The organism is Bradyrhizobium sp. YCK136, from assembly GCF_044570075.1.
GTDB classification, from domain to species: domain Bacteria; phylum Pseudomonadota; class Alphaproteobacteria; order Rhizobiales; family Xanthobacteraceae; genus Bradyrhizobium; species Bradyrhizobium diazoefficiens.
The window spans coordinates 4,859,767-4,885,155 of sequence record NZ_CP172424.1; the positions used below are offsets into that span (position 1 = coordinate 4,859,767).

The 25,389-nt window shown below is 64.8% G+C and carries 21 protein-coding genes and 1 pseudogene; 6 read left to right on the forward strand and 16 right to left on the reverse strand.

Features of this window, described 5'->3' with window-relative positions; translation table 11 throughout:
* Window positions 1–413: 413 nt before the first annotated feature.
* A pseudogene (locus tag ACFLEY_RS23820) lies at window positions 414–1,610 on the forward strand (M24 family metallopeptidase).
* Here ACFLEY_RS23820 and ACFLEY_RS23825 read toward each other — a convergent pair.
* The 6 genes from ACFLEY_RS23825 to ACFLEY_RS23850 form a co-directional block, all read right to left on the reverse strand.
* A complete protein-coding gene (locus ACFLEY_RS23825; protein ID WP_060912241.1) occupies window positions 1,607–2,998 on the reverse strand; it encodes a hypothetical protein in 1,392 nt (463 codons plus the stop codon). The pseudogene ACFLEY_RS23820 and the gene ACFLEY_RS23825 sit on opposite strands and share 4 nt — an antisense overlap.
* 84 nt (window positions 2,999–3,082) lie before the next feature.
* Window positions 3,083–3,451, reverse strand: a complete 369-nt coding sequence (locus ACFLEY_RS23830; protein ID WP_249166208.1) for a hypothetical protein — start codon at window positions 3,449–3,451, stop codon at window positions 3,083–3,085.
* Window positions 3,452–3,463: 12 nt separating this feature from the next.
* Window positions 3,464–4,318 carry a hypothetical protein gene (locus ACFLEY_RS23835; protein ID WP_396604951.1) on the reverse strand — a complete coding sequence of 285 codons (855 nt, stop codon included), beginning with the start codon at window positions 4,316–4,318 and terminating at the stop codon, window positions 3,464–3,466.
* 124 nt (window positions 4,319–4,442) lie between these two features.
* The gene (locus tag ACFLEY_RS23840; RefSeq protein WP_038967569.1) at window positions 4,443–4,661 is read right to left on the reverse strand and encodes a DUF6894 family protein; all 219 of its coding nucleotides are present in this window, start codon (window positions 4,659–4,661) and stop codon (window positions 4,443–4,445) included.
* Between the two features lie 200 nt (window positions 4,662–4,861).
* A complete protein-coding gene (gene fsrB, locus ACFLEY_RS23845) occupies window positions 4,862–6,151 on the reverse strand; it encodes a siderophore utilization protein FsrB (RefSeq protein ID WP_011087276.1) in 1,290 nt (429 codons plus the stop codon).
* 56 nt (window positions 6,152–6,207) lie between these two features.
* Window positions 6,208–8,196, reverse strand: coding sequence for a TonB-dependent siderophore receptor (locus ACFLEY_RS23850; protein WP_211433386.1), 1,989 nt, complete (start codon window positions 8,194–8,196; stop codon window positions 6,208–6,210).
* A gap of 694 nt (window positions 8,197–8,890) precedes the next feature.
* Here ACFLEY_RS23850 and ACFLEY_RS23855 point away from each other — a divergent pair.
* Window positions 8,891–9,448, forward strand: coding sequence for a helix-turn-helix domain-containing protein (locus ACFLEY_RS23855; RefSeq protein WP_060912244.1), 558 nt, complete (start codon window positions 8,891–8,893; stop codon window positions 9,446–9,448).
* A 92-nt stretch (window positions 9,449–9,540) separates the two neighbouring features.
* Here ACFLEY_RS23855 and ACFLEY_RS23860 read toward each other — a convergent pair whose 3' ends face one another.
* From ACFLEY_RS23860 to ACFLEY_RS23875, 4 genes are all read right to left on the reverse strand, one after another.
* Entirely contained in the window at window positions 9,541–10,206 is a 666-nt protein-coding gene (locus tag ACFLEY_RS23860; protein WP_011087273.1) for a methionine ABC transporter permease, read from the reverse strand.
* A complete protein-coding gene (locus tag ACFLEY_RS23865; RefSeq protein WP_211433385.1) occupies window positions 10,196–11,332 on the reverse strand; it encodes a methionine ABC transporter ATP-binding protein in 1,137 nt (378 codons plus the stop codon). The genes ACFLEY_RS23860 and ACFLEY_RS23865 overlap by 11 nt, the downstream gene beginning before the upstream one ends.
* Before the next feature lie 256 nt (window positions 11,333–11,588).
* Window positions 11,589–13,061 carry a DASS family sodium-coupled anion symporter gene (locus tag ACFLEY_RS23870; RefSeq protein ID WP_396604952.1) on the reverse strand — a complete coding sequence of 491 codons (1,473 nt, stop codon included), beginning with the start codon at window positions 13,059–13,061 and terminating at the stop codon, window positions 11,589–11,591.
* 144 nt (window positions 13,062–13,205) lie between these two features.
* Window positions 13,206–13,964: a hypothetical protein gene (locus ACFLEY_RS23875; RefSeq protein WP_060912246.1), complete on the reverse strand. Its 759-nt coding sequence runs from the start codon at window positions 13,962–13,964 to the stop codon at window positions 13,206–13,208.
* A 62-nt stretch (window positions 13,965–14,026) separates the two neighbouring features.
* Here ACFLEY_RS23875 and nthA point away from each other — a divergent pair, with 62 nt between their 5' ends.
* Genes nthA through ACFLEY_RS23890 form a run of 3 tightly spaced genes read left to right on the forward strand, consistent with a single transcriptional unit; the run spans window position 14,027 to window position 15,689 of the window.
* On the forward strand, window positions 14,027–14,656 hold the full coding sequence (nthA, locus tag ACFLEY_RS23880) for a nitrile hydratase subunit alpha (protein ID WP_060912247.1): 630 nt from the start codon (window positions 14,027–14,029) through the stop codon (window positions 14,654–14,656).
* Window positions 14,653–15,312: a nitrile hydratase subunit beta gene (gene nthB, locus ACFLEY_RS23885; RefSeq protein ID WP_060912248.1), complete on the forward strand. Its 660-nt coding sequence runs from the start codon at window positions 14,653–14,655 to the stop codon at window positions 15,310–15,312. Before nthA ends, nthB begins: the two co-directional genes overlap by 4 nt.
* Window positions 15,312–15,689: a nitrile hydratase accessory protein gene (locus ACFLEY_RS23890; RefSeq protein ID WP_028174057.1), complete on the forward strand. Its 378-nt coding sequence runs from the start codon at window positions 15,312–15,314 to the stop codon at window positions 15,687–15,689. The genes nthB and ACFLEY_RS23890 overlap by 1 nt, the downstream gene beginning before the upstream one ends.
* 115 nt (window positions 15,690–15,804) lie before the next feature.
* On the opposite strand, the gene queC is transcribed toward ACFLEY_RS23890, so the two are convergent.
* Entirely contained in the window at window positions 15,805–16,518 is a 714-nt protein-coding gene (queC, locus tag ACFLEY_RS23895; protein ID WP_060912249.1) for a 7-cyano-7-deazaguanine synthase QueC, read from the reverse strand.
* Between the two features lie 128 nt (window positions 16,519–16,646).
* Here queC and mazG point away from each other — a divergent pair, with 128 nt between their 5' ends.
* Window positions 16,647–17,507, forward strand: coding sequence for a nucleoside triphosphate pyrophosphohydrolase (mazG, locus tag ACFLEY_RS23900; RefSeq protein WP_060912250.1), 861 nt, complete (start codon window positions 16,647–16,649; stop codon window positions 17,505–17,507).
* Between the two features lie 192 nt (window positions 17,508–17,699).
* Here the strand turns inward: mazG and hflX are convergent, their stop codons facing one another.
* The 5 genes from hflX to ntrC all read right to left on the reverse strand — a co-directional run bounded on the left by hflX (window position 17,700) and on the right by ntrC (window position 25,381).
* A complete protein-coding gene (gene hflX / locus ACFLEY_RS23905) occupies window positions 17,700–19,082 on the reverse strand; it encodes a GTPase HflX (RefSeq protein ID WP_028174060.1) in 1,383 nt (460 codons plus the stop codon).
* 11 nt (window positions 19,083–19,093) lie between these two features.
* Window positions 19,094–19,342 carry an RNA chaperone Hfq gene (gene hfq / locus ACFLEY_RS23910; RefSeq protein WP_007591126.1) on the reverse strand — a complete coding sequence of 83 codons (249 nt, stop codon included), beginning with the start codon at window positions 19,340–19,342 and terminating at the stop codon, window positions 19,094–19,096.
* 289 nt (window positions 19,343–19,631) lie between these two features.
* The gene (locus tag ACFLEY_RS23915; RefSeq protein WP_060912251.1) at window positions 19,632–21,002 is read right to left on the reverse strand and encodes a sigma-54 dependent transcriptional regulator; all 1,371 of its coding nucleotides are present in this window, start codon (window positions 21,000–21,002) and stop codon (window positions 19,632–19,634) included.
* Between the two features lie 17 nt (window positions 21,003–21,019).
* Window positions 21,020–23,446, reverse strand: coding sequence for a PAS domain-containing sensor histidine kinase (locus tag ACFLEY_RS23920; protein WP_060912252.1), 2,427 nt, complete (start codon window positions 23,444–23,446; stop codon window positions 21,020–21,022).
* Between the two features lie 492 nt (window positions 23,447–23,938).
* The gene (gene ntrC / locus ACFLEY_RS23925; RefSeq protein WP_028174062.1) at window positions 23,939–25,381 is read right to left on the reverse strand and encodes a nitrogen regulation protein NR(I); all 1,443 of its coding nucleotides are present in this window, start codon (window positions 25,379–25,381) and stop codon (window positions 23,939–23,941) included.
* Window positions 25,382–25,389: the final 8 nt, after the last annotated feature.

Sequence of the window (25,389 nt, forward strand, 5' to 3'; positions counted from 1 at the left end):
ACTCTTCAGACGAGCTAGCCGAATTTGTCGATCGCCTCCATCCAATGAGCGCAGATCGCGCATCCCGGCAATAAACCACCTTCACCTCCCAATTCTAGTTGGCTCCCGGTTCCGAGGAAGCCGGCTAGATGCAAATGAATCAGACTCGAATTCCATTGCTTGGAACCCGGATCGGACTCGAATTCAGGCGTCGCTGAGACTCAAAATCATCGAAATCAAGCCACTGCAATTGCTAGCGTTTTTTGAGATTCGGGATGGAATTGACGTGCAATACGCACCAGCCAAATCCGCAGCTACCCAGAACCCCGCTCCCGGCGGACAATCGCGGCGCGCTGCGACGATCCGACGGTCGCTCGGATGGTCGCAGGCAAGAACACAGGCGGTCCAAACCGTCGCCTATTGGGAGGTCCATCATGGAGCTGAACGTCGCCGGCGCGACCGGCTCGCGCGCCATTCCATTCGATGCCGCCAAGCTCGACCGCCTGATGGAAGCAGCCGGCCTCGACGTCCTCATCGCGACCTCCAAGCACAATGTGCAGTACCTGCTCGGGGCCGAGCGCGCGATCTTCTTCGACTACATGGATGCCATGGGCGTCAGCCGCTATCTGCCCGTCCTAGTCTATCCCAAGGGCGCGCCGGAAAAGTCCGTCTATATCGGCCACCGCCTGGAGACCCATCAGCGCGCCGTGGCGCCGCCCTGGGTGCCGCAGGTCCGGACCGTGTCCAGCGGCTCGGTCGACGCGATCACGCGGGCCGTCGCGGCCCTGAAGAACGCCGGCGTGCCGATGAAGCGGGTCGGGGTCGAGATGGCGTTCCTGCCGATGGATGCGGGCCGGGCGCTTGCCGACGCCCTGTCCGGCGCCGCGCTCAAGGACGCCCTCCTCGTCCTGGAGCGTCTGCGCGCGGTCAAGTCCGCCGACGAGCTGGCGAAGCTCAAGACTGCGTCTGAATTGGTGATCGCCGCGATGCTGGAGGTGATCGCCGGGCACGGTCCCGGCACGACCAAGCAGCAATTGTCGGACGCACTTCGCATCGCCGAGGTCAACCGCGGACTCACCTTCGAATTCTGCCTGCTGGCCTGCGGCAACAGCCACAACCGCGCGCCGTCGGCGCAGCGGTGGGAGCAAGGCGAGGTGCTGTCGCTCGACTCAGGCGGCAATTTTCACGGCTATATCGGCGACCTCGCCCGCATGGCGGTGCTGGGCGAGCCCGATGCCGAGCTCAGGGATTGTCTGGCCGAGATCGAGGCGGTGCAGCGCGCCGCCTTCGCCGCGGTCCGGCCGGGTGCCATGGGCGGCGACATCTACGTCGCGGCCTAGCGGCAGCTCGCCCAGATCACCCAGCGTGATTGCACCGATTTCCTCGCCCACGGCATGGGCCTCGTCAGCCACGAGGCCCCTCGCCTGACCGCCACGGGTCCGGTTCCCTATGACGACACGGACGCGCGGCTGCCGCTCGAGCCTGGCATGGTGGTCTCGATCGAAACCACGATGAAGCATCCGAAGCGCGGCTTCATCAAGCTCGAGGACACGGTTGCGGTGACGCCGAGCGGCTATGAGATCTTTGGCGAAGGCGGCCGCGGCTGGAATCCCGGCGGCACTGCGCGCTAGGCTGAAATCATCGTACTGAGCGCTCGCATGCTCGGCGCAAACAGGACTGCAACCCCCTTGAAACGGATAAATTCCTCCAACCGAAAGGTCACGGAGGCGTTGTCCTTCAGAGGGACAAAGAACTGGGTTTCAGCCTTCGGATATCGGCGATTCCCGGTCAGGGCATCCTGGGCATTGTATCCGTTCGGGAGCTTCTTGTAGGCATCGGCGAACTCCGTTTTCTGCATCCATCTCAGGATCGTGTAGAATTGCTCGTTGATCCTGGCGAAGTAGAAGAGACCGACGATGCCGCGATCTTTGCCATCGTCCCGCACGCCGTCCAGGCGGGGCCCATAGGAGAATCCGCGGCGGATGACGCGCGGCGGCCCTTTCGGAAAGCGAACCTGATTGGCATATTTCATCGGCTGATCGCGGCAATTGGCAATTCGAATGTGAGCCCCGAGCGGGCATTTGACGCCATTCGGATCGTCGCCATAGCCGAATGAATCATCCAATTGCGGGGTCGACGGCGGTGCGTCCGGAAACCTGGACAGCGGCGATCCGTGCCGCCAGCGTCCCATGAGCTTTGCGGCGATCCACTCCTCGGCCAGTTCCGGGCCGACATGCGGCGCCGCCAGCGGCGCGTTGTCCTGGAGGAATTTGTTGAAGCCCGCGACGTCCTGATACACCCACGACAAGCCGACAAAGGAGCCATCCCGTGCAAAGTCCTGCCATGGGCCGGGATTGTGCGGCGTCGTGGGAAACGCTTCGTTCGGATAACCGACGACGATCTCGCGACAGTCGACCGTGCCGGGCGTGCCAGCGTCCTGCCAGTCGATGTTGGGGGCGGTGATTCCATCCCGGTAGCCGAAATGCAGGCGGCCGTCGGCCGGCAGGCTGCCGGCCAGCGCGCTGTCGTCCCAACCTTCGAGCGCTAGTTCCTGCACACCGAAGCTTGCCGCCGACTGTCGCAAGTCTGCGAGGCAATCGGATTTCTGCTCGGCTGTGTCGAACCCGATGTGGATGGCGAGATCGACATCACCCGACTTGAACTTGCCATCCCACCACGCAGCCGGAGCGCTGGTTCCGGAGAAACCGAGTTGCTCCGCGACGCCGCCGTCCGGCGCCTGCGCCGGATCCACGAAAAAGACGTCGAACTCCCGACGCCCCTGCGCCACGTCGAAGCCGGGACGCCCCGCCATCAGCGCCTCTATGCCTTTCCAGCTGAACATGAAGTGGAAGGCCGGCCCAGCGGGGTCCGGCGCCCTTCCCGCCGCAGTTCGCGGTATCCATTGCTGCAGGAACTCCCTGGCGCGGCCGGCCTCGCCGAACTTGAACAGCAGCACCGCGAGCAGCGGCTTGGTGGAGCTTCGGGCAACGATCGCCTGCAAATTGGCAAGATCCACCATCGCGTCTGTCCTTGTCGGAACGCTCGATAGCCAGCCACGGAGCCGGGCACGTCGCTCGTCAAGCGAGCGAATGCGCCCGCAATGCTATTTCCCGAGCCTTGTCAGGATGTCTTCGACCGTCATGTGGTCATAGGCCGAGAACAGCCAGCCGGACGGATTGCCGTTGATGTCTGTCGAGTTGTCGGTCGCCTTGCCGAGCGAACGCTCGTTGCGACTCTTGGAGAATTCGAAAAATGCATTGGGGTTGGTGACGTCCAGCTCCTTGTCGCCCATATCTGCCAGCGAAAATATCGCCGCAAAGACCGGGGTAAGCTCGCGCCGGAAGAATTCGGTGTATTCCTGATGCGAGCCCTCATTCAAATCGCGCTGCAACGTCACCGGTGAGCGACAGCACGCCTCAAGCACCTTGCGATCTTTCCTCGAAAGGTGGACTTCTCTTGCTTCGGGTATCATCCCGACCTTGAATCACGACTCACGTTCCAAGAAAAGTGGGTAGCGCAGCGGCAGCAGGTCCAACTGGCTCTGCGCCTTCTTGACGGCGGCCGCGAACCAGCCCTGGCTTGGTGCTTCCTTGGCGAAGCACGCCGTGAAGGCCGTCATCGCGTTATCTTCGCGGGTCATGTCGCCGCGCGGATCCTTCTTGTCGACGGGCCTCGCCATCATCTGCTTCCAGACCTTCTCGCAGGCCGGGATCGGCGTCGTCTTCACGGCGTCCGATGAGGTGAGAAAGAAGACCTTCTCGCCCTGGATCGCGACGACGTCGATTTCATGCGGCGGTCCCTTCAGATCGCCATTGCCGCGCACGCCGAGAACGGCGACTGCGGCGCTCGCGGATGCGGGCTTGGTGACCGGCAGCTCGGCATATTTGGCGAACGCTGAGTCCTGGATCGCTTGATAATAGAAGCGATCCGACTTGAATGCGGCGCCGGTCTCCTGCGGCATGCCGTCCTCGCGATGCTCGCGCAGCCAGTGCTTGAGCAGCGCCATGGTCGTCACCACGGCTTGCAGCTTGTCGCCTTCCGACGCAAAACCGAGCCCGTCGAGATGGCCGAAGCCTGAGTCACCCTTGAAAAGCGTATCGGCGTTCGACTTGCCCTCTGCCGGCAGCCCCTTGATCGCGACCGGTCCCACCAAGCCGCGCAGCACGCCTGCCAGCTCGTTGAGCGCCGCATCGTGCTGCCTGGAGGTCTGGTCGTTTTCCGCAGCCTTCGAGAACTTTGTGATGTAGCGATCGCGCAGCTCGAGATAGCGCTGCTCGGGAGTGGCCGCATGGGCAGGCGCAGCCAGGACGAGCAGGCAGAGTAGGGCAAGGCACTTCATATCGATCCCACGAAGCAAGAGCTGTCTTCAGTCTTGGTGCCTCTGTTTCGCGGGAAGGTTCATCCGTGGTGGTCGCCGCGCCGTCGTGGGGCCCTGCTCCGCCGGCGTAAATGGACCGCTATGGTCAACGGTTCTTCGAATATACCGGCTCGCGATGAACTTCGCGGCCGTTCTCATCGATGACGACGATCCGGAGATCTGGATGTCCTCCCGGCCTCTTCGTGCGAACGTCTTCCGCCAGGCTCTTGCTGTGGGCAATGGCGGCGCCGTCGCTTCCAAACTCCAGACCCGACTTGTCCCGAGCCGGAACGCCATCCTTCATGTCGAAATAGTAAGTGCGCATCACAATCCTCTCGCGTCCACCTGTCCTGGCGTGCCTGGCCCTCTTATCGGAGAGGAAAGCAAACATGGGCCTCCAAGCCCTGGCTGACGCAACTGCAAATCGGGTTAAACACCCCGCGAAGCTAGCGAAGGTTCCCAGGGGCGGATTTGATTCCGATCAACGCGTAAGCCGTTGCGATCACCGGCGGGGGCGTGAGCGCCCTACTCCGCCGGCGTGAGCTGCCGGCTCAGGCGCATCGCGGCGGTCTCGCGCACCCGGACACGGGCGCGGCGCTTGCGCCACCAGATCACGACGCCGGTGACCGAGAGCGCGGCCACCACCAGCCCCATGATCGAGATCAGGATGCGGCCGAACAGTCCGACGATGCGGCCTGAATGCAGCGGAAACTGCGCCTGCACGAAGATGTCGGCGGCGGTGCCGACCCAGGGCAGACGCGCGCCGAGCGGACGGCCGTCCTCGCTGTCGTAATAGAGCTGCGCCGGGCCGACCCCGCCGGCGCCGTGATCGTCGCCGGGATGGAAGTAGGCGGCGGCATAGACCCCGTGAGCTGGGCCGTAACTGAGCGCGCCGACCGGAGTGGACCACCCTCGCCCCTTGCCGTCGGCCGCCGCGCGCGCGGCGATATCGGCAAATGTCACCTTGGGCTCGATCGGATTGTCGAGATCGCGGTACGGCCGCTGCTCATAGGGCGTCGGCGTGTAGTTCGACACCATCTTCATCAGCGGCGAGAACACCTCGAAATAGAGGTTCAGCGAGAACGCCGTGAAGGCGATGACGAACAGCACGCCCCAGGTCCACAGGCTGAAGGCGCGGTGGATGTCGAAATTGATCCGGTAGGCGCTGCCCGACGTCTTGATGGTCCAGGCCGGCGCCCAGCGCGCCCAGAAGCCGCGTTCGAGCTGGCGCGTGACTTGCGGCGCCCGCGCGGCCTTCGCGCTGCGCCGTGACGGCAGGGTCAGGTAGAAGCCGACGAAGCAGTCGATTGTCCAGATGATGGCGATGATGCCGAGCAGGCGCATGCCCCAGCGGTCGCTGCCCCAGAACTCCGGGATGTGCATCGTGTAGTGCAGCTTGTAGAGGAACGAGACGAAGTTCTCCCGCGTCACCGGCCACACCGCGCCCCAATAGCGCCGCCCCAGCTCGACGCCGGTGTTGGGATCGAGGAAGACCTGATTGTAGTCGAGGGCATAGCGCTTGCCGGTCGCGGGATCGATCCGCGGCATGATGAAGAACCACAGCGAGTGGCCCTCCTCCGGCGTCATGAAGAGATAGACGACGCGCGCGCGGGGATCGCGCTGCTCGATCAGCTTGGCGAGCTCGATCGAGGGAATGGCCGGTCCCTTGCTGGTGACGTCGAACAGGTGGCTGTTCAGGACGTCGTCGATCTCGTGATCCCAGGAAATGATCGCGCCGGTGATGCCGGAGAAGAACAGGAATCCGGCCGTGAGCAGTCCCGCCCAGCGATGCAGCCTGCCGAATATCGCTCTCATCGTCGTCTCTCACCAAACAGGTCCGGTCCGCTTGCCGGATCGTTTTCAATTTGAACTCACCAGCGATAGGTCAGCTTGCCGATGGCCTTGCGTCCCTCCGCGTAGAAGCAGCCCGACAGGCTGTAGCAGGCGGCGACATAGCGCGTGTCGGCAAGGTTGGTGACGTTCAGCGACAGGCGCCAATTGTCCCTGGTGTAGGCAACAAGCGCATCCAGCACGGTCGAGGCTCCCACCTTGAACGTGTTGGCATCGTCACCCCAGGTCGCGCCGACATAGCGGACGCCGCCGCCGAACTGGAGTCCGGCGAGCGGCCCGTTCTGAAGCGTGTAGTCACTCCACAGCGAGGCACGGTTGAGCGGCACGGTGACCGGCGCCTTGCCGACATTCACCGGATACTGCGTGAGCATGGCGTCGACATAGGCATAGGCGGCGCGCAGGTTCCAGCCGTCGGCGAGCGACATGGTACCTTCGAGCTCGATGCCGCGCGATTTCACCTGACCGGTCTGCTCAGCAACGTTCAGCGGAGGCGCGTAGGTGACGACGTTGTCGCGCGTCAGGTCGAAGGCGGCGAAGGTGAACAGCGCGTTCCATCCGATCGGCTGGTACTTGACGCCGACCTCGTACTGCACGCCGGTTTCAGGGTTGAGCAGCTGGCCGCGCGGTCCGGTCGCGAGCACCGGCAGAAACGACTCGGAATAGCTGAAATACGGCGCGATGCCGTTGTCGAAATTGTACATCACGGCGGCGCGGCCAGTGAAGGCCGAAGCATCCTTCGAGACCGATGTGTCGAAGATACCACTGTCGACCTGCGTGGTGACGAAATCCTGGCGGCCGCCGAGCTGGAACGACAGCCGGCCGAGCCTGATCTGGTCCTGCGCGTAGAGGCCGACCTGCGACTGCTTGACGCCGGTGTTGTCGCTCATCGCGCCGATGGTCCAGTCGTAGCTATAGACCGGGTTGAACACGTTGATCTCGGGGGCCGAGGTCGTGACGCCAAAGGCGGTGTCGCGGAAGGAGGTGTTGCGATAGTCGATCCCGACCAGCGTGGTGTGGCTGAGGATGCCGGTGGTGAACTTGCCCTGGAGCTGGTTGTCCACCGCGAAGGAGTTGATGTACGAGTTGCTGTAGCTGCCGAAACGCGCGAGCTGCCCCGCGGCCTCGTCGGTATAGCCTCCGCCGTAAAACACCTTTTCCTCGTTGTGCTGATAGGCGTAGCGCAGGTTCTGCCGGAACGTGATGTTGTCGGTGAAATTGTGCGAGAGCTGGTAGCCGGCGGTTGCGATCTCGGTGTTGAACGCGTTGAAGCTCGGCACGCCCGCGAAGAACGAGACCGGGATGGTGCGGCCGTTGTTCGGCCACACCGTGCCTGAGGCGGGCAGGAACTGGAGGCCCCACCCTGCCCGGTCCCTCTGGTAGTTGGCCAGAATCGTGATGGTGGTGTCCTCGTTCGGCCTGAAGGTGATTGCGGGCGCGATGAAGACGCGGTTGTCCTTGGTGAAGTCGACCTGGGTCTCGCCGTCGCGGACCACGCCGGTCAGCCGCCACAGCACGGTGCCGTCCTTGTTGGCGGAGCCGCCCATGTCGAACTGGCCCTGATAGCGGTTGAAGCTGCCGCCGGAGACCGAGACCTCGCCGAACTGCTGAGCGGTCGGCAGCTTGGTCACGTAGTTGAGGATGCCGCCGGTGCCGCTGCCGCCATACATCGCCGAGGACGGTCCCTTGAGGACCTCGAGGCGCTCGGCGCCGTAGGGATCGAGGCCGTTGAAATGCACGTAGTTGCTCGATGGGATTCGCAGGCCGTCGACGTAGAGGCCCGACATGGTGGTGTCGAAGCCGCGGATCTGGAGGGCGCCGAAGCGGGTGTCCGAACCGCCATTGACGTCGCCGCTGACGCCGGCGGTGTAGCGCAGGGCCTCGCCGATCGAGACCGCGCCCTGGTTCCTGACCTGGTCGGTGGTGACGACGGACACCGACTGCGGCGTTTCGATCAGCGGCGTATCGGTCTTGGTGGCGGTGCCGCTGCGCGTGGCGACGAACCCGCGCACCGGACCGTTGGCGCGTTCGCCGGTGGCGCCGTTCGAAGCCGACCGGGTTGGCGCGGCTTGCTGCGCGGGAGCGTGACGATTGGTGCGGGAGCTGCGCGTCGTTGCCGACCGTCGCGACGAAGCAACCGCCGCGGGACGGGCACGCTGAGCCGGCGCTTCAACGGAGACAGCGGGAATTTGCGTCTGCGCCTGCACCGAACCGAAGGGGGCGACGAGAGAAAATGTGCTGACGGCGCCGAAGAAGAACACCTGAAGCTGTCGAAGACGCGTTTGGGAACGCGAAGGAAGTTGGAAGTTGGTCACGTCTTGCGAGGCCCCACGCACTGCCGGCTTTGCCGGTATCGTTCTTGATGCCCCGCCCTAACGCAGGCGATTTCGGAGTGCGATAGGAACAGCGTTAGAATTTCTCCAGAGCTGTGCGCAGCAACTGCGGCGAATGCGCCCATGCGCGACCCAACGTGCATGTGCTCCGGATTTGGAATCCTTCTAGACGAACACGGTCGATCGACCGGACAGGACATTCGCCGACATCGAAGGCGAGCGCGGAGAACGAATCCTTTACCATGCCCGCCAGGCTCGATTGAGCCTGAGGAACCCAGGAGGTAGATTCAGCTGCGGGATACTTCATTCATTTTGCGGAACGCGCCGCAACGTTCTGCGCCAGCGCGTGCTGGGCACCCGGGGTTCGACGTCCATGAGCGAATTGCGCGCTGCGACCAGGCAACCGACCGCGAGGACCGGGATCATCGAGTTTGACGGCGCCAGAGGCATCGTCAGCATCCCCTGCACGATCTCGGACGTATCAGGCACGGGCGCAAGGCTGAAGCTCGACTGGTCGCTGTCGTTTCCGAAGGAGGCCGCGCTGATCTTTGCCGACGGGCTGCGAAAACCCTGTCGTGTGGCATGGCAGAAGCGCAGACTGCTCGGCGTCGCATTCGCGGACGGTGTTGCGAGCCTGGACGAGCAGGCCCTCATGATGACCGAAGCAGAGCAGGCTCTGCACCGGCAGCATATTGGTGCGCAGGTGCGCGGCGCGCGCGAAGCACGGGGCTATACCGAGCTCCAGATTGCGAACTTCATTGGCGTCTCGCCCGATTACGTGTCACGTGCCGAGAACGGCGAGGTCAGCATCCCGCTCCACCAGCTCACCCACATTGCCGATCTGTTGCTGGTCGACCTCGACAGCCTGGTTGCCGGCCCGCCGTCGATCGGATTGCCCACCGCGAGCGAGGTCGAACTGGCGGCGGAGTGAATTCACGCTGACGAAGGCGACATCACTCGCTGGCTGCAGCCGCGAGCGTTGCCGGAAAGCGCATTGAGCTCTCCGGTGTGTAGAAGCTTGTGTCAGCGATGCCGCAGCCGGCGATTGACCCGGCCCGCCAGATAGTCGCCGGCGCTCTGGACGAGCTGGACCAGTGCGATCAGCACGACGACGACGGCCAGCATCATCTCCGGCATGAAGCGCTGGTAGCCGTAACGGATGCCGAGATCCCCCAGACCCCCGCCTCCGACGGCGCCGACCATGGCGGAGTAGCCGAGCAGGCTCACCACCGCGAGCGTCAGGGCCAGCAACAAGCCGGGCAATGCCTCGGGGATCAGCACCTTGAACACGATCTGCATCGGGGAAGCCCCGAACGAGGACGCGGTCTCGATCAGGCCGCCGTCGACCTCGCGGATCGCGGCTTCGACGAGGCGCGCGATGAACGGCGTCGAGGCGATGGTCAGCGGCACGATCGCCGCGGTCGAACCGATCGAGGTGCCGGCGACGAGCCGCGTGAACGGGATGATGGCGACGACCAGGATGATGAAGGGCGTCGAGCGCGTCGCATTGACGACGATGCCGAGCACGCGATTGACGACGGGGGCCGCGAACAGCTCCCCTTTCCGGCTGGTCGCCAGGAACACGCCGAGCGGCAGGCCGAAGGCGGTACCGAGCAGCGCTGCGATACCGACCATGTACAGGCTTTCGAAGGTGGCCTGGATGATCAAATTGATGAGTTCAGGCGACATAGCCGAGACGCTCCGCCGGGAATTGATATTGAGAGAGCCAGGCGAGCGTCCGCGTCACCGCGTCTTCGCCGCTGGAAATACCGAGAGGGATACCAAGGGTGAGCGAGCCCACATGCTGGCCGCCGATCTCGTCGATACGCGCCGCAAGCAGCGCAACGTCGAGGCCGAGCTCGCGCGCGAGCCGCGCCACCAGCGTGTCGCCGGCCCCCGCCCCGCGCACCTGGACGCGGATCACGGCCTGCCCGCCGGCAGACGGCTCCGACACGATCCGGCTCGCCAGCGACACCGGCAGGCTGTCGCCGACCACTTCGGCCAGGAAGGACTGCGTGATCGGATGTTTGGGACGGGTGAAGATGTCGGCGACGTGGCCGCTCTCGACGACATGGCCGGCGTCGAGCACCACGACTTCCCTGGCGAGCTGGCGCACCACGGACATCTCGTGGGTGATCAGCACGATGGTCACGCCAAGCTCGCGGTTGATGTTGGCAAGCAGATCGAGGATCGCGCGCGTGGTCTGCGGATCGAGCGCGGACGTCGCCTCGTCCGACAGCAGCACGCTCGGCCGTGTCGCCAGCGCCCGCGCAATGCCGACGCGCTGCTTCTGGCCGCCGGACAGTTCCGAGGGATAACGGTCGTGCTTGTCGGCGATGCCGACCAGCGCCAGCAGCTCGGCGACGCGGGCCTTGATATCCGCCCTGGCCCAGCCGGCGATCTCGAGCGGCAACGCGATGTTGTCGGCCGCGGTGCGCGACGACAGCAGGTTGAAATGCTGGAAGATCATGCCGATCGAGCGCTGCGCCAGCCGCAACTCGCGGCCCGCCAGCGCCGAGATATCCTTGTTGTCGACGATCACGCGTCCCGTGGTCGGCTTCTCCAGCCCGTTGATCAGCCGGACCAGGCTCGACTTGCCGGCGCCGGAGCGGCCGATCACGCCGGTGATCGAGCCGCGCGGGATCGCGAAGTCGATGTCCTGCAGGGCGTTGACGCCGGGCTTGCCGCGATAGGCCGGATAGGTCTTCGAAATGCCTTCGAAACGGACCATCGCGTCCGGCGCGGTCGCGGCAGGTGAAATCGCATCGCGCGTTTCGATCCTCTGTCCGATCGCGAGCGATTGGTGGGCGTTCATGGCGGCGGCCTTCTTGTACAATAGTTCGCTTGCCGCGTGTCCCAGGGGGCGCACGGGAACCAGGTCGCATCGCGCGACGGGGAATGAAACTGCGACCGGGCGCCCGGGTCGAGCGCGCTGCACCGCAGCATGCACCATCGCCCGAACGGGTCTTTCTTGCAATGTCAGATATTTGCGGGGAGTTGGACGAAGTTTTCCCAATCCCGCCCCGGCGAAGAAAATTCATCTGCCGGGGGCATCAGTCGCGCCGCCCGGCTCAGTGGACCTGCAACCAGGGCAGCACGATCAGGAGAAGGCCTGCGAAATAGAGCAGCCCGAAGACCAGGCCAAAACCCCAGAACTGGCCCTTCCCGATATAGCCGCTGCCGAAATACATCGGCGCCGGCCCCGTGGCGTAAGGCGAGATCACGCCCATCAAGCCGAGCGAATACATGCAGAGCATGGCGAGCGTCGTGACCGGCAGGCCGGGAATGCCCGAGCCGACCGCGAGCACGACAGGCAGCACGGCGGCGGCATGCGAGGTGATGCTGGAGAAGAAATAGTGGATCCAGAAGAACAGCGCGACCAGCAGGATCATCGCGGTCGACGGCGACAGCCCGGCGAGCGGCTTTGCGTACTCGGTCGCGAACCATTTGATGAAGCCGATCTCGTTGAGGCCCGAGGCCAGCGTCAGCAGCGAGGTGAAATAGAAGAACACCTCCCAGGCGCTCTTCTCGCTGACGATGTCGGCAAACTCGATCACGCCCGTGACCAGCATCAACGAGATCACGATGAAGACGACGGTGGTGGCGTTGACGAAGTTCGAGCCGAGCAGCGGCACGTTGATGTCCGGGCTGGAGCCCGCGATCCACAGGAACATCGCGAGCACGATCAGCGCCAGCATGATCCATTCGTTGCGCGACATCGGGCCCATCTCGCTGAGCTCCTTTGCCGCCCATTCGGCGATTTCCGGGCTGCGCTTCACTTCGGGCCGGCACACCAGATAGCTGAGCAGCGGGACGAGGATCATCAGGAGGATGCCGAGCGGCGCAAAGCCGATGAACCACTGGCCCCAGCTCACCTCGACCCCGACGGTCTTCTTGACGATGGCGAGCGCCGCCGCATTGGGCGCGAGCGCGGTGAAGAACAGCGAGCTGGTGACCGCGGTCGCCGCGAACGCGGTCCACATCACATAGGTGCCGATCCTGCCGGCGGTCGATCCCGGCTCGGAGCCATAGATGCGCGGGATGTTGCTGATGATGGGATAGACGATGCCGCCGCTGCGCGCGGTGTTGGAGGGCGTTGCCGGCGCGAGCAGGAAGTCCGACATCGCGACCGCATAGCCGAGGCCGAGCGTGTTGCTGCCGAGCTTTTGCACCAGCACCAGCGCGATGCGCCGGCCGAGCTGGCTCTTGCGATAGCCGATCGAGAACACGAAGGCGCCGACGATCAGCCACACCGTGCTCTCGGCAAATCCCGCCAGCATCCAGCGCAGCGACTTGGTCGGATCGGAATCGATATAGCCGCCGACGCCGGCGACCGTGAGCCCGATCAGGCCGACCGCGCCGACCGGCATCGATTCCAGGATCAGCCCGGTGATGACGGCCGCGAACACCGCAAAGTAGTGCCATTGATTGACGTTGAGCCCTGATGGCACCGGCCACAGATAGATCGCCAGCCACACCACGAGCGGTGCGATCAGCTTCCAGCGAAACCCTTTCGCCTCAGGTGCCTGTGAGCTCGCGGCCATGGGCCCTCCCCCTCGATTGTCGTTGCGTCGTGCCGCCCGTTGGCCGGGCCGCTCTTGTCCCTGCGCGGCGTATAAGGACTGTCCGCGGCGCGATCAATGGCTTGACGCGGGTTCTGCCGCCCGGTGCCTGATTTTCCCTCGCGGTCACAAATGCCCGGTGCGCCGGTGCTCCGGCTCGCTGCCATGGACCGGAAAGCGGATTGTGGTGCCGATGGTGATCCAGTTGGCGTTCTCGCCGGTGATGTTGCGGCCGTAGATCACGTCGACGGAGAATATCTCGTTCGGCCGGTAGCGGACGCCGGTCTGAAAGCGCGGCTGCACGGCGCTCGCGATTTCGGACGCGCCGGCCTGGCCAAAGGCCTCGATCGTCCACTGCAACGTGTCGGTGAACTTCCAGTCGAAGCCGATGCCGTAGGTCAGATAGTGGCGATCGACCGTGCGATCCCAGAGCCAGCCGCCGTTGACGTTGACGCGCATGGTCTCGGACAGGCGGAAGGTCGCGGGGATGACGGCAAAGGCGGACAGCGCCTCGCCGGTCGCCGCATCGAATGATCCGCCGCCATAAGCCGACAATCCCCACCGCCCGATGCCGGTGGGGATGAAATTCGTCTTGGCTTTCGGAGCGACCGTCGTGCTCCAGTCGCCGTCGCTGCGGGCCCGGATGGTCTGCATGCTCAGCTCGATCGGCCTGAAAGGATCGACGACGCAGGAGGGATTGGCGACTGCCTCGACATCGGTGTTTGAAGCCGTCGACAGCCAGCTTTCGACCTTGCAGGAGCCGACTTCCGAGATGTCGGCGGCATCCACCGCATAGGCGCCATTCGCGGCGCGCGCATCCTGCGCTGCGAATACGACAAGAGCCGCGATTGCGGCGGTTATTCCGGTTCGTGCAGCCCATCCCATGGCCCGATGTTAGCAGAGTCTTCGCCTCGACAAGGCCCGGATTCTGGGACTATCTTCCGTCCATGAGCGACCATCATCATCATCACCACGATCACGACCATTCCGAACTGTCCGAGACCGAGCTGCGCGTGCGCGCGCTCGAGACGATCCTGACTGAAAAAGGCTATGTCGAGCCGGCCGCGCTCGATGCCATCATCCAGGCCTACGAGACCAGGATCGGCCCGCACAACGGTGCCCGCGTCGTCGCCAAGGCCTGGACCGATCCGGCCTTCAAGCAGGCGCTGCTCGAGGATGGCTCGAAGGCGATCGGCACGCTCGGCCATGTCAGCCGCGTCGGCGACCATCTCGTCGTGGTCGAGAACACGCCGCAGCGGCACAATATGGTCGTGTGCACGCTGTGCTCCTGCTACCCTTGGGAAATGCTGGGGCTGCCGCCGGTCTGGTACAAGGCTGCGCCCTATCGCTCGCGTGCGGTGAAGGACCCGCGCGGCGTGCTCGCCGATTTCGGCGTCGCGCTGCCCAAGGATATCGAAGTTCGCGTCTGGGATTCCACCGCCGAGACGCGCTTCCTGGTGCTGCCGATGCGGCCCGGGGGTACGGAGGGCTGGAGCGAGGAGCAGCTCGCCGAGCTTGTCACGCGCGATTCCATGATCGGCACCGGATTCCCCAAGACGCCGGGAGCGCCGTCATGAACGGCGTGCACGACATGGGCGGCATGGACGGGTTCGGCAAGGTCGAGCCCGAGCCGAACGAACCGATGTTTCACGAAGAATGGGAATCCCGCGTTCTCGCCATGGTGCGCGCGATGGGCGCGGCCGGCGCCTTCAACATCGACACCTCGCGCTTCTATCGCGAGACGCTGCCGCCGCACGTGTACCTGTCAAGCTCCTATTACAAGAAATGGTTTCTCGGTCTCGAGGAGATGCTGATCGAGAAGGGCTACCTCACCCGCGAGGAGGTCGCCGCCGGCCACGCGATCCAGCCTGCGAAGGCGCTCAAGCATGGCAAGTTCGACCTCGCCAACGTCGAGCGCGTCATGGTGCGCGGCAAGTTCGCCCGCCCTGCCCCGGCGCCAGCGAAATTCAACATCGGCGATCGCGTGCGGGCGAAAAACATCCATCCGGCGACGCACACGCGGCTGCCGCGCTATGTCCGTGGCCATGTCGGCGTGGTCGAGCTCAACCATGGCTGCCACGTCTTTCCGGATTCGGCGGCGATGGAGCGCGGCGAAAATCCGCAATGGCTCTACACGGTCGTGTTCGAGGGCAGCGATCTCTGGGGCGCGGATGGCGATCCGACCTCGAAGGTCTCGATCGACGCGTTCGAGCCGTATCTGGACCTGGCGTGATGAGCAGCACGCTTGCTGCCGCCGCGACCGCGGCCATTCCGAGCATTCCGCGCGATGACGACGGCCCGGTGTTCCGCGCACCCTGGGAGGCCCATGCGTTCGCGATGGCCTTGAGCCTGCACGAGCGCGGCGTGTTCACCTGGCCGGAATGGGCCGCAGCCTTGGCCTCCGAGATCAAGCGCGCGCAGGCCGCCGGCGACCCCGATACGGGCGAAACCTACTACCTGCACTGGCTCGCTACGCTGGAGGGGCTCGTCGCACGCAAGGGTGTCGCATCCACGGAGACGCTGCACCGCTACCGTGACGCCTGGGATCACGCCGCCGACAGGACGCCGCACGGCAGGCCGATTGAGCTGAAGCCGGAGGATTTTAGGTAGGTCGCACCACACCCGTCATTGCGAGCGCAGCGAAGCAATCCAGAATCTTTCCGCGGAGGGATTCTGGATTGCTTCGTCGCAAGAGCTTCTCGCAATGACGGTGGAGTTTGAGACGCTACCTGTGCGCCACGTACTCGTTCCACCCCTTCGCCCGCAGGCTGCACGCCGGGCACTCGCCGCAGCCGTATCCCCACTCATGCTGCGCGCCGCGTTCGCCGAGATAGCAGGTGTGCGACTGTTCGCGGATGAGATCGACGAGGCCCTCGCCGCCGAGGTCATGCGCGAGCTTCCACGTCGCGGCCTTGTCGATCCACATCAGGGGCGTATGCAGCTCGAATTTACGGGCCATGCCGAGCGAGAGCGCGGCCTGCATGGCGCGGACGGTCTCGTCGCGGCAATCGGGGTAGCCGGAATAATCGGTCTCGCACATGCCGCCGACGATGTGGGTGATGCCGCGCCGGTAGGCCAGCGCCGCGGCAAAGGTGAGGAACACCAGATTGCGGCCGGGCACGAAGGTGTTGGGCAGGCCGTCCGCGCCCATCGCGATCGCGACGTCGCGCGTCAGCGCCGTGTCCGAGAGCGCGGCTAAGGTCGGGATCGACAGCGTGTGGCTCTCGCCGAGCTTGTCCGCCCAATCCGCGCGCAGGCCCTTGAGGCCATCGAACAGACGATCACGGCAAGCGAGCTCAACAGCATGGCGCTGGCCGTAGTCGAACCCCAGCGTCTCGACGCGCGCGAAGCGGCTGAGCGCCCAGGCAAGGCAGGTGGTGGAGTCCTGCCCGCCGGAGAACAGCACCAGGGCGGTTTCGGATGAAAATGCGTCACTCATGGCCCCGCGCTTTAGCACTGCGGAACGGGCCCGCCAATCGGTGGAAATCGGCCCGTTCCGTCGCGCCGCGCTGGGATCGGCGGGCCGCTTTTGGCATAAGGCTGGAGACCCAGGAGCAATGGCCCGCAATGACCCCTTCCCGCGACATTTCCCGCCTGATCGAGATCATGGCCGCGCTGCGCACGCCGGTGACCGGCTGTCCCTGGGACCTCGAGCAGAATTTTGCGACCATCGCGCCCTACACGATCGAGGAAGCCTATGAGGTGGTGGACGCCATCACCCGCGGCGATCTCGACGATTTGCGTGAAGAGCTCGGCGACCTCCTGCTCCAGGTCGCGTTCCACGCCCAGATGGCTTCGGAGCAGAACGCGTTCGCCTTTGGAGACGTGGTCGAGGCCATCACCCGCAAGATGATCCGGCGGCATCCCCATGTCTTCGCCGACAAGGACGGCAATCTCGCCTCCTCCCACGTCAAGGAAGTCTGGGACCGCATCAAGGCCGAGGAGAAAGCCGAGCGCGCCGCGCGCCGGCCGCCGGAGGAAGCTCCGTCGCACAAATCCCTGCTTTCGGGCGTGAAGGCCGGCCAGCCTGCGCTGACCCGCGCCATGGAGCTGCAGCGCAAGGCCTCCACCGTCGGCTTCGACTGGAACGATCCTCGCGCGGTGCTGCAAAAGATCCGCGAGGAAGCCGACGAGATCGAGGCCGCGCTGGATCGCAACGACAAGCGGGAGCTGGCAGAGGAGACCGGCGATCTGATGTTCGCACTCGTCAACCTTGCCCGCCATGTCGACGCCGACCCGGAAGCCGCGCTGCGCACGACGAATGCCAAGTTCGAGCGGCGGTTTGCGTTTATCGAACGCGCGCTGGAGGCACAGGGACGGACGCTGGAGCAGGCATCGCTGGCGGAGATGGATGCGCTATGGAATGCGGCGAAGGGTGAGGAACAGCGGGCTCCTGCTGTTGAGAGAAGCAGCCAAGCGCGCCGCTAACTCCACTGTCGTCCTGGCGAAAGCCAGGACCCATTACCCCGACTGGTTGTTGTTGAAGCACGTTGAAAGCCACCAGCGTGCCAATTCCAACGGCCTGTGGCTATGGATCCCGGATCTGCGCTTACGCTTGTCCGGGACGACGGTCTTGCTTGAGGCCGCAGTTGGCCCAACTCACTCGCCGGACGACACCTGTTACGCGGCGTGATGCGGCACGGCGTCGAACCGGTTCACCACGATATCGCGCTTGGTCTCGTCCACCCGCACGGTCATGTCGAAGCGGCCGTCGTGCAGCTCCTTGGTCAGCACCTCGGAATTGCGGTGCAGCCAGCTGATTCCGGCACCGTCGCCGGCGTCGATCGAGAGATCGAGCGTGGTGCGTTTGGCCGCAAGCCGCTCCTCGATCGCGGCGAGCAGCGCGTCGACCCCCTCGCCTGACACGGCCGAGACCAGCATCGCCGGATGATCCTCCGGCCTGCGCGCGGCGATGTTCAAGAGCTCTTCGCGCTGCTCGGCGTCGTAACGGTCGATCTTGTTCCAGACCTCGATGATGCGGCCGGAATCGTCGGGATTGATGCCGAGCTGGCGCAGCACCGCGTCGACGTCGCTCTGCTGCGCCTCGGCGTCCTCATGCGAGATATCGCGGACATGCAGGATGACGTCGGCTTCCAGCACCTCCTCCAGCGTGGCGCGGAAGGCGGCGACGAGCTGCGTCGGCAGATTGGAGATGAAGCCGACGGTGTCGGACAGCATCGCCTTGCCGCCATGCGGCAGGGTGAGCGCGCGCAGGGTCGGATCGAGGGTTGCAAACAGCATGTCGGCGGCCTGCACGTCGGCGCGCGTCAGGCGGTTGAACAGCGTCGACTTGCCGGCATTGGTGTAGCCGACCAATGCGACGACGCGATACGGCACGCGCTGGCGCCCGGCGCGATGCAGCCGCCGCGTCGCCTGCACCTTCTTCAGTTCGCCCTCGAGCTTGGAGATGCGCTCCTGGATCAGGCGGCGGTCGGCCTCGATCTGCGTCTCGCCGGGACCGCCCATGAAGCCGAAGCCGCCGCGCTGGCGTTCCAGATGGGTCCAGGATCGCACAAGGCGCGAGCGCTGGTAGTTGAGATGCGCGAGCTCGACCTGAAGGGAGCCTTCCTTGGTCTTGGCGCGGCGGCCGAAGATTTCCAGAATGAGCCCGGTGCGGTCGAGCACCTTGGCGTGCAGCTCCTTCTCGAGGTTGCGCTGCTGGATCGGCGCCAGCGCGCAATCCATCACCACGAGCTCGACGTCGAGGCTCTTGGCCAGCGCGGCGATCTCCTCGACCTTGCCCTTGCCGATATAGGTGGCGGGACGGATCTGGCTGATCGGCGCGATGATGGCGTCGGCGATGACGAGATCGATCGCGCGCGCGAGGCCCGCGGCTTCATCGAGCCGGGCCTCGGCGTCACGCACGACATGACTTTCCGATTGCGCGTCGGTACCGCCCGCGCGCACACGCAAGTAGGGGCCGATGACAAGCACCCGCCCCGTTTGCTTAGCCCCTGCCGGCCGCGAACGGTCGGCATCCCCGTCGAAATTCCGGGGTTCCAATCAGGTCACTCTCAAGCCGGCTGATCCTCGCCGCCTTCGAACAGCTGGATCGGAGCGCCCGGCATGATGGTCGAGATCGCATGCTTGTAGACGAGCTGCGAGTGACCGTCGCGCCGAAGCAGCAAACAGAAATTGTCGAACCAGGTCACGATGCCCTGGAGCTTCACTCCGTTGACCAGAAAGATCGTCAGTGGCGTCTTGGTTTTGCGAACGTGATTAAGGAAGGTGTCCTGTAGGTTTTGTGCGCGGTCTGCCGCCATTGTTTTTTTCTCGCTTTGAGTTTCTTTTTATTGCACCGGTTGCGGCCCTCTTTGTGAAATTCGGGGCCTCTTCCGGTTGCCGCTCCTCATGAGATCCCCCTCGGAGGAACAGCGGTTCGATTAGAGGACAGGTCGGGATATTAGGCAAGCCGCTTCACGCGGCAGCCCATGCCCTATTGCCCCGAAAAACTACGGAAATCGATGATTTTCCTCGCTTATCCCTGACGAGCCGCCACGACGTCGCGGCGATTTCTGTATGCGGGCCGGTATCCAATTCGCTCGCAGCGTTCTAACCGACGCCGAGTGCCTTCAGCTTTCGATGCAGTGCCGACCGTTCCATGCCAACGAACTCAGCCGTGCGAGAAATATTTCCTGAAAAACGGCTGATCTGTGCAATCAAATAGTCGCGCTCGAACACTTCGCGCGCTTCGCGCAACGGCAGGCCCATGATGTGCTCACCATTGTTGCTGGTCGGCATCGCCGGCACCATCGAGCCGACGTCCTGCGGCAGCATGTCGGCGGTGATGATGACCTCCGGTCCGCCCGCGGCTAGAATCATGACTCTTTCAACGTTGTTGCGGAGCTGGCGCACATTGCCGGGCCAGACATGCGATTGCAGCACTGCCATCGCGTCCTGTCCGATCTGCCGCTTGGGCAGGCCGCTGCCGGCCGAGATCTGCTCCATGAAGTAGTCGATCAGCTCCGGAATATCCTCGCGCCGCTCCGAGAGTGCGGGCACGCGGATCGGCACGACCGAGAGGCGATGATAGAGGTCCTCGCGGAAATGGCCGGCCGCGATCTCCTCCTCCAGGTTGCGCGCCGTCGAGGAGATGATGCGCACGTCGACCTGCACTTTGCCGGTGCCGCCGACGCGCTGGAACGACTGCTCGACCAGCACGCGCAAGATCTTGTTCTGGGTCTCGCGCGGCATGTCCGCGATCTCGTCGATGAACAGCGTGCCGCCATGCGCCTCTTCGAGCGCGCCCGGCTTGCGCGGCTGCTCGCCATTGGACTGCTCGACGCCGAACAGCTCGTGCTCCATGCGCTCGGGCGTGATCGCGGCGGCGTTGATGACGACGAAGGGACCGTCGGCGCGGCCCGAGGCCGTGTGCAGCGTGCGCGCAGTCAGCTCCTTGCCGGCGCCGGCGGGGCCGACGATCAGGATGCGGCTGTTGGCCTTGGCCGCGCGCTCGATGGTTTGGCGCAGCTGGTTCATGCTGGGCGAGCGGCCGACCAGCGAGCTTGCACTCGGTGCGAGCTGCTTCAGCTCCTTGACCTCGCGCTTGAGCCGCGAGTTCTCCAGCGCTCGGTTGGCGACCAGGATCAGCCGGTCCGCCTTGAACGGCTTCTCGATGAAGTCGTAGGCGCCACGCTTGATTGCGGCGACCGCGGTCTCGATGTTGCCGTGGCCGGAGATCATCACGACCGGCAGGTCGGCATTGTCCTTCTTGACCTGCTCCAGGAGCTGCAAGCCGTCGAGCTTGGAGCCCTGGAGCCAGATGTCGAGGAACACCAGATGCGGCCTGCGGTTGGCGATTTCGGCCTGGGCCGAGTCGCTGTCGCGTGCAGTCCGGGTGACGAACCCCTCGTCCTCGAGGATGCCCGCAACGAGATCCCGAATATCGGCCTCATCATCGACAATCAGAATTTCACTTGCCATGGGTCGCGCCTGTCTTGTCAGCTGCCTGTTGAGGCTTCGATCTTCGTTGAATCATTGGTCTTTTCAGCCGGCTCTTTGGTTTCGGCTGCCGGCCCTTTTGTTTCGGTGCCCTTGATGGATTCCTTGGCGATTTTCGCTTCCTTCGCCGCATCCTTGACCGTTTCCGCGGTCGCTTCCTCGCGCGTATTCTTGACGGCCGGCGCCTGCTCGGTCCCTTCGGTCTTCGCCGGCGTGCCGGAGATCGCAAAGCGCATCCGCATCCAGGCGCCGCGCTGGCCTGCGCGGAAGTCGGAGGCGTCCTTCAACTCGATGCGCCCGCCATGGTCTTCCAGCACGCGGCCGACGATCGCAAGGCCAAGGCCGGTGCCCTTAGCCCGCGTCGTCACATACGGCTCGAGCAGCCGCGAGCGCGCCACCTTGGGCAGGCCGATGCCATTGTCGATGACGTCGATCAGCACGTCCTCGCCCTCGCGCGACACCACGACGTCGATGCGGCCCTTGCCGAGCTCTTCCGGCGGGACCTGCTCGATTGCCTCGGTGGCGTTCTTGACGATGTTGGTGACCGCCTGCGAGATCAGCCGGCGGTCGAACTGGGCGCGCAACGGATCTTCCTTGAACTCGGCCTCGATATCGAGCTCGGGGTGGGCGACCTTCATCAGGAACACCGCCTGCCGCACGGTGTCGACGACGTCCTCGCCCTCCATCACCGGTTTCGGCATCCGCGCGAAGCGCGAGAATTCGTCGACCATGCGCCTGATGTCGTCGACCTGGCGCACGATGGTGTCGGTGCACTGCTCGAAGATCTGCTTGTCCTTGGTCTCGGTGATGTCCTTGCCGAACTTGCGGCGGATGCGCTCGGCCGAGAGCTGGATCGGCGTCAGCGGGTTCTTGATCTCATGGGCGATGCGGCGCGCCACATCGCCCCAGGCCGAGGTGCGCTGTGCCGACACCAGCTCGGTGATGTCGTCGAGCGTGATGATGTAGCTGTCGTGCGGCTGGTTCTTCTCGGCGCTGACGCGGACCGAGAGGTTGCGCTCCTGTCCGTCGCGGGTGATCGTGATCTGGCCCTGCACCAGGCGCTGGGTGCCTTCCCGCGCCGTCTTCATCATCTCGTCGAGCTCCGGCAGGACGTCGGAGAGCGCATGGCCGAGCGTCTCCGCTTCGGAGTGCCCGATCAGCTTCTCGGCGGAGCGGTTGAGGATGCCGACGCTGCCCGAAGTATCGACGCCGATGATGCCGGCGCTCGCCGAAGACAGCACCGCTTCGATGAAGCGGCGACGGCTGTCGATGAGGTCGCTGGCGTTGACCAGTTCGTCGCGCTGGCTGCGCAATTCCTGCGTCATCTTGTTGAAGGTTTCGCCGAGCTGGGCGAGATCGCCCTCCGACTGGTGCACCGGCACCTTCACGTGAAGGTCGCCGGTCGAGACCGTGTGGGCCGCGTTCATCAGCCGCCGGATCGGCGAGACCAGCGAGTTGGCGAAGTTCAGCCCGATCAGCACCGAAGCCATCAGGATGGTCAGCGCGATCACCGCGAACATCAGCGCGAAGGCGACCTGGATGCCGAGCCGCCGCGACTCGATCTGGGCATATTCGGCGACGCTGACCTCGGTCTGCTTGAGCTGGTTGACCACGTTCGGATCGAGCGGCCGCGCGACATAGAGGAAGGTGTCGCTGAAGGCGCGCAGGCGGATCACCGCGGCGACGAAGCTCGCATCCGGCAGCACCGCGATCTCGGGCTCGGACTCGTTGACGTTGCTGAGGAAGTCCGGCGCCGGCGGCGAATAGGCCAGCCGCATGCCGGTGTCGGCGGATTCCAGGATGTTGGTGTTCTTGTCGATGATCATCGCGCCCGGCAGATTGCGGGAGCTGGCACTGGCCGTCAGCAGCTCGCGAAACGACCGCCGATCCTGGTCGTAGAGCGGCCGGGCGTGCGCGATATCGTTGGCCATGCCGAGAATGTCGCCGCGGATCAGCTGCGCATGGTCCTGCATATAGGCCCGCGCGATGTTTAGCGAATTCTGGATGACCTCCTTGGTCGGCCCGGAGAACAACCGGTCGAGGCCGCGCTCGAGGGTGACGTTGGCGACGACGGAAACCAGCACGGCCGGCAGCACCGCCACGATCGAAAAGAGGCTGACGATCTGGACATGGAGACGTGCCGCCGCCCTGCCCCGCCGGCGCGCCAGGATGAGCTGCCAGAGCTCGCGGACGATGATCCCGACCAGGAGCAGGATCGTGCCCGCATTCATCAGATAGAACGTGCGGACCACCTCCGGCGTCGGATCGATCCTAGTGAGGCCAGTCAGGACCAGGAAGGTCAGCAGGCCCGACAGCAGCGCCAGCGCCACGGCAAAGGGCGCCAGCCAGCGTCGCGGCGACCAGCGTCGGGGCTCTTCAGCTGGGGCCGTGTCAAAGGATGCGGCCGACGTGTCTGCGCTGGTCATTCCGGCAATGGGTGCTGAAAACAGGGGTCCGCGGCGGCGGCGGATACTGATGTATTCGTACCACATTGTTGCCGAATTGCGACAATTCCGCGGCGCCCCCACCGCGACGGACCGGCGCATCCACAGGGCACGCCGGGTCAGCGGGAACGGAATCCGTCCATTCCGGCTTGACTGGGATGGACAGGTTCTTTCTCGCGATAATGGTCGCGGCCGTTCTGCTGCTGATCGTGGCTTCCGACCTGCTGGTCAACGGCCCCGGCAGACAGGCACCGGCTGACGTGGCCATGCTGCCGGCATCAGCCCGACTGGTCAGATAGGCGAGAGACCGCACCCCGCGGTCGAATGCCCCATTTGAATGTTCCAGCGGAACAATTTAGTCCGATTCGGACTTCTGCTCACCGCGTCAGCCATCAAGGCCAGCGCGATCCGGACAGGCTCAGCTCCGCCTTGGTTAGGGGGAGCTGAGCCACCGCCCGAGGCGGCGAGCTAGAACTAGCCCCCGCTCCGATAGACCTGGATGTCGAGGTCCCGGATCTTCTTGCGCAGGGTGTTGCGGTTGAGGCCGAGCAGGTCCGCGGCGCGGATCTGGTTGCCGCGGGTCGCCGCCAGCGCGGCCGTGAGCAGCGGCACCTCGATCTCCTTGAGGATGCGGTGATAGAGGCCCGGCGGCGGCACGCCGTTCGGAAAGCCCTGGAAGTGCGAGGACAGATACGCCTCCACCGCGCCGCCGAGATTGTCGACGCCCTGCTGGACCGCAGCACCCGGGCTGACCGAGGGCGGCGCAAGCTCGCCGTCGATGACGGAGGCCGTGATCACGTCCTGCGGATAGAGCGCCGCGAGGCGCCGGGCGAGATTTTCGAGCTCGCGCACGTTGCCGGGCCAGCGGTGCTGCTTCAGCCGCTCCAGCGCCAGCGCATCCAGCTTCTTCGGCGGCAGGCCGTCCTTCTCGGCCAGCGCGAAGAAGTGGCGCACGAGATCCGGCAGGTCCTCGATGCGCTCGCGCAAGGGAGGCAGCCGCAGCGGCACGACGTTGAGGCGGAAGAACAGGTCCTCGCGGAACAGGCCCTGCTGGATCAGCACGCGCAGATCCTTGTTGGAGGCCGCAACGATCCGCACGTCGGTCTTGATCGGGGTGCGGCCGCCGACGGTGGTGTATTCGCCCTGCTGGAGCACGCGCAGCAGGCGGGTCTGCGCCTCCATCGGCATGTCGCCGATCTCGTCCAGGAACAGCGTGCCGCCCTCGGCCTGCTCGAACCGGCCCGAGGCGCGGGTGTTGGCGCCGGTGAAGGCGCCGCGCTCATGGCCGAACAGCTCGGACTCGATCAGGTCGCGCGGGATCGCCGCCATGTTGACGGCGACGAACGGGCCGTTGCGGCGCTTGCCGTAATCGTGCAGCGCGCGCGCCACCAGCTCCTTGCCGGTTCCGGACTCGCCCGTGATCATCACGGTGAGGTCGGTCTGCATCAGGCGCGCCAGCACGCGGTAGATTTCCTGCATCGCCGGCGAGCGGCCGACCAGCGGGATCGCCTCCATCTCGGCATCCTCGTCCGGCGTCGAGGTTCGCTCCTTCGGCTCGGCGAGCGCACGGCCGACGATGGCGATCAGCTCCTTCAGGTCGAAGGGCTTCGGCAGATACTCGTACGCCCCGCGCTCGGAGGCGCGGATCGCCGTCATGAAGGTGTTCTGCGCGCTCATGACGATGACGGGCAAATTCGGCCGCATCTTTTTGATCCGCGGCAACAGGTCGAAGGCGTTTTCGTCCGGCATCACCACGTCGGTGATGACGAGATCGCCCTCCCCCTGGCTGACCCAGCGCCATAGCGTTGCGGCATTGCCGGTGAGCCTGACCTCATAGCCGGCGCGGGACAGAGCCTGATTGAGAACCGTGCGGATGGCGGTGTCGTCATCTGCAACGAGAATGCTACCTGCGGGCATTGTTAATC

Bases quoted from the DNA above. Each gene is read 5' to 3' on its own strand.
- ACFLEY_RS23825 (WP_060912241.1), bottom strand. From the start codon at position 2,998: ATGGTGGATCTTGCCAATTTGCAGGCGATCGTTGCCCGAAGCTCCACC.
- ACFLEY_RS23830 (WP_249166208.1), bottom strand. From the start codon at position 3,451: ATGATACCCGAAGCAAGAGAAGTCCACCTTTCGAGGAAAGATCGCAAG.
- ACFLEY_RS23835 (WP_396604951.1), bottom strand. From the start codon at position 4,318: ATGAAGTGCCTTGCCCTACTCTGCCTGCTCGTCCTGGCTGCGCCTGCC.
- ACFLEY_RS23840 (WP_038967569.1), bottom strand. From the start codon at position 4,661: ATGCGCACTTACTATTTCGACATGAAGGATGGCGTTCCGGCTCGGGAC.
- fsrB (WP_011087276.1), bottom strand. From the start codon at position 6,151: ATGAGAGCGATATTCGGCAGGCTGCATCGCTGGGCGGGACTGCTCACG.
- ACFLEY_RS23855 (WP_060912244.1), top strand. From the start codon at position 8,891: ATGAGCGAATTGCGCGCTGCGACCAGGCAACCGACCGCGAGGACCGGG.
- ACFLEY_RS23860 (WP_011087273.1), bottom strand. From the start codon at position 10,206: ATGTCGCCTGAACTCATCAATTTGATCATCCAGGCCACCTTCGAAAGC.
- ACFLEY_RS23865 (WP_211433385.1), bottom strand. From the start codon at position 11,332: ATGAACGCCCACCAATCGCTCGCGATCGGACAGAGGATCGAAACGCGC.
- ACFLEY_RS23870 (WP_396604952.1), bottom strand. From the start codon at position 13,061: ATGGCCGCGAGCTCACAGGCACCTGAGGCGAAAGGGTTTCGCTGGAAG.
- ACFLEY_RS23875 (WP_060912246.1), bottom strand. From the start codon at position 13,964: ATGGGATGGGCTGCACGAACCGGAATAACCGCCGCAATCGCGGCTCTT.
- nthA (WP_060912247.1), top strand. From the start codon at position 14,027: ATGAGCGACCATCATCATCATCACCACGATCACGACCATTCCGAACTG.
- nthB (WP_060912248.1), top strand. From the start codon at position 14,653: ATGAACGGCGTGCACGACATGGGCGGCATGGACGGGTTCGGCAAGGTC.
- ACFLEY_RS23890 (WP_028174057.1), top strand. From the start codon at position 15,312: ATGAGCAGCACGCTTGCTGCCGCCGCGACCGCGGCCATTCCGAGCATT.
- queC (WP_060912249.1), bottom strand. From the start codon at position 16,518: ATGAGTGACGCATTTTCATCCGAAACCGCCCTGGTGCTGTTCTCCGGC.
- mazG (WP_060912250.1), top strand. From the start codon at position 16,647: ATGACCCCTTCCCGCGACATTTCCCGCCTGATCGAGATCATGGCCGCG.
- hfq (WP_007591126.1), bottom strand. From the start codon at position 19,342: ATGGCGGCAGACCGCGCACAAAACCTACAGGACACCTTCCTTAATCAC.
- ACFLEY_RS23915 (WP_060912251.1), bottom strand. From the start codon at position 21,002: ATGGCAAGTGAAATTCTGATTGTCGATGATGAGGCCGATATTCGGGAT.
- ACFLEY_RS23920 (WP_060912252.1), bottom strand. From the start codon at position 23,446: ATGACCAGCGCAGACACGTCGGCCGCATCCTTTGACACGGCCCCAGCT.
- ntrC (WP_028174062.1), bottom strand. From the start codon at position 25,381: ATGCCCGCAGGTAGCATTCTCGTTGCAGATGACGACACCGCCATCCGC.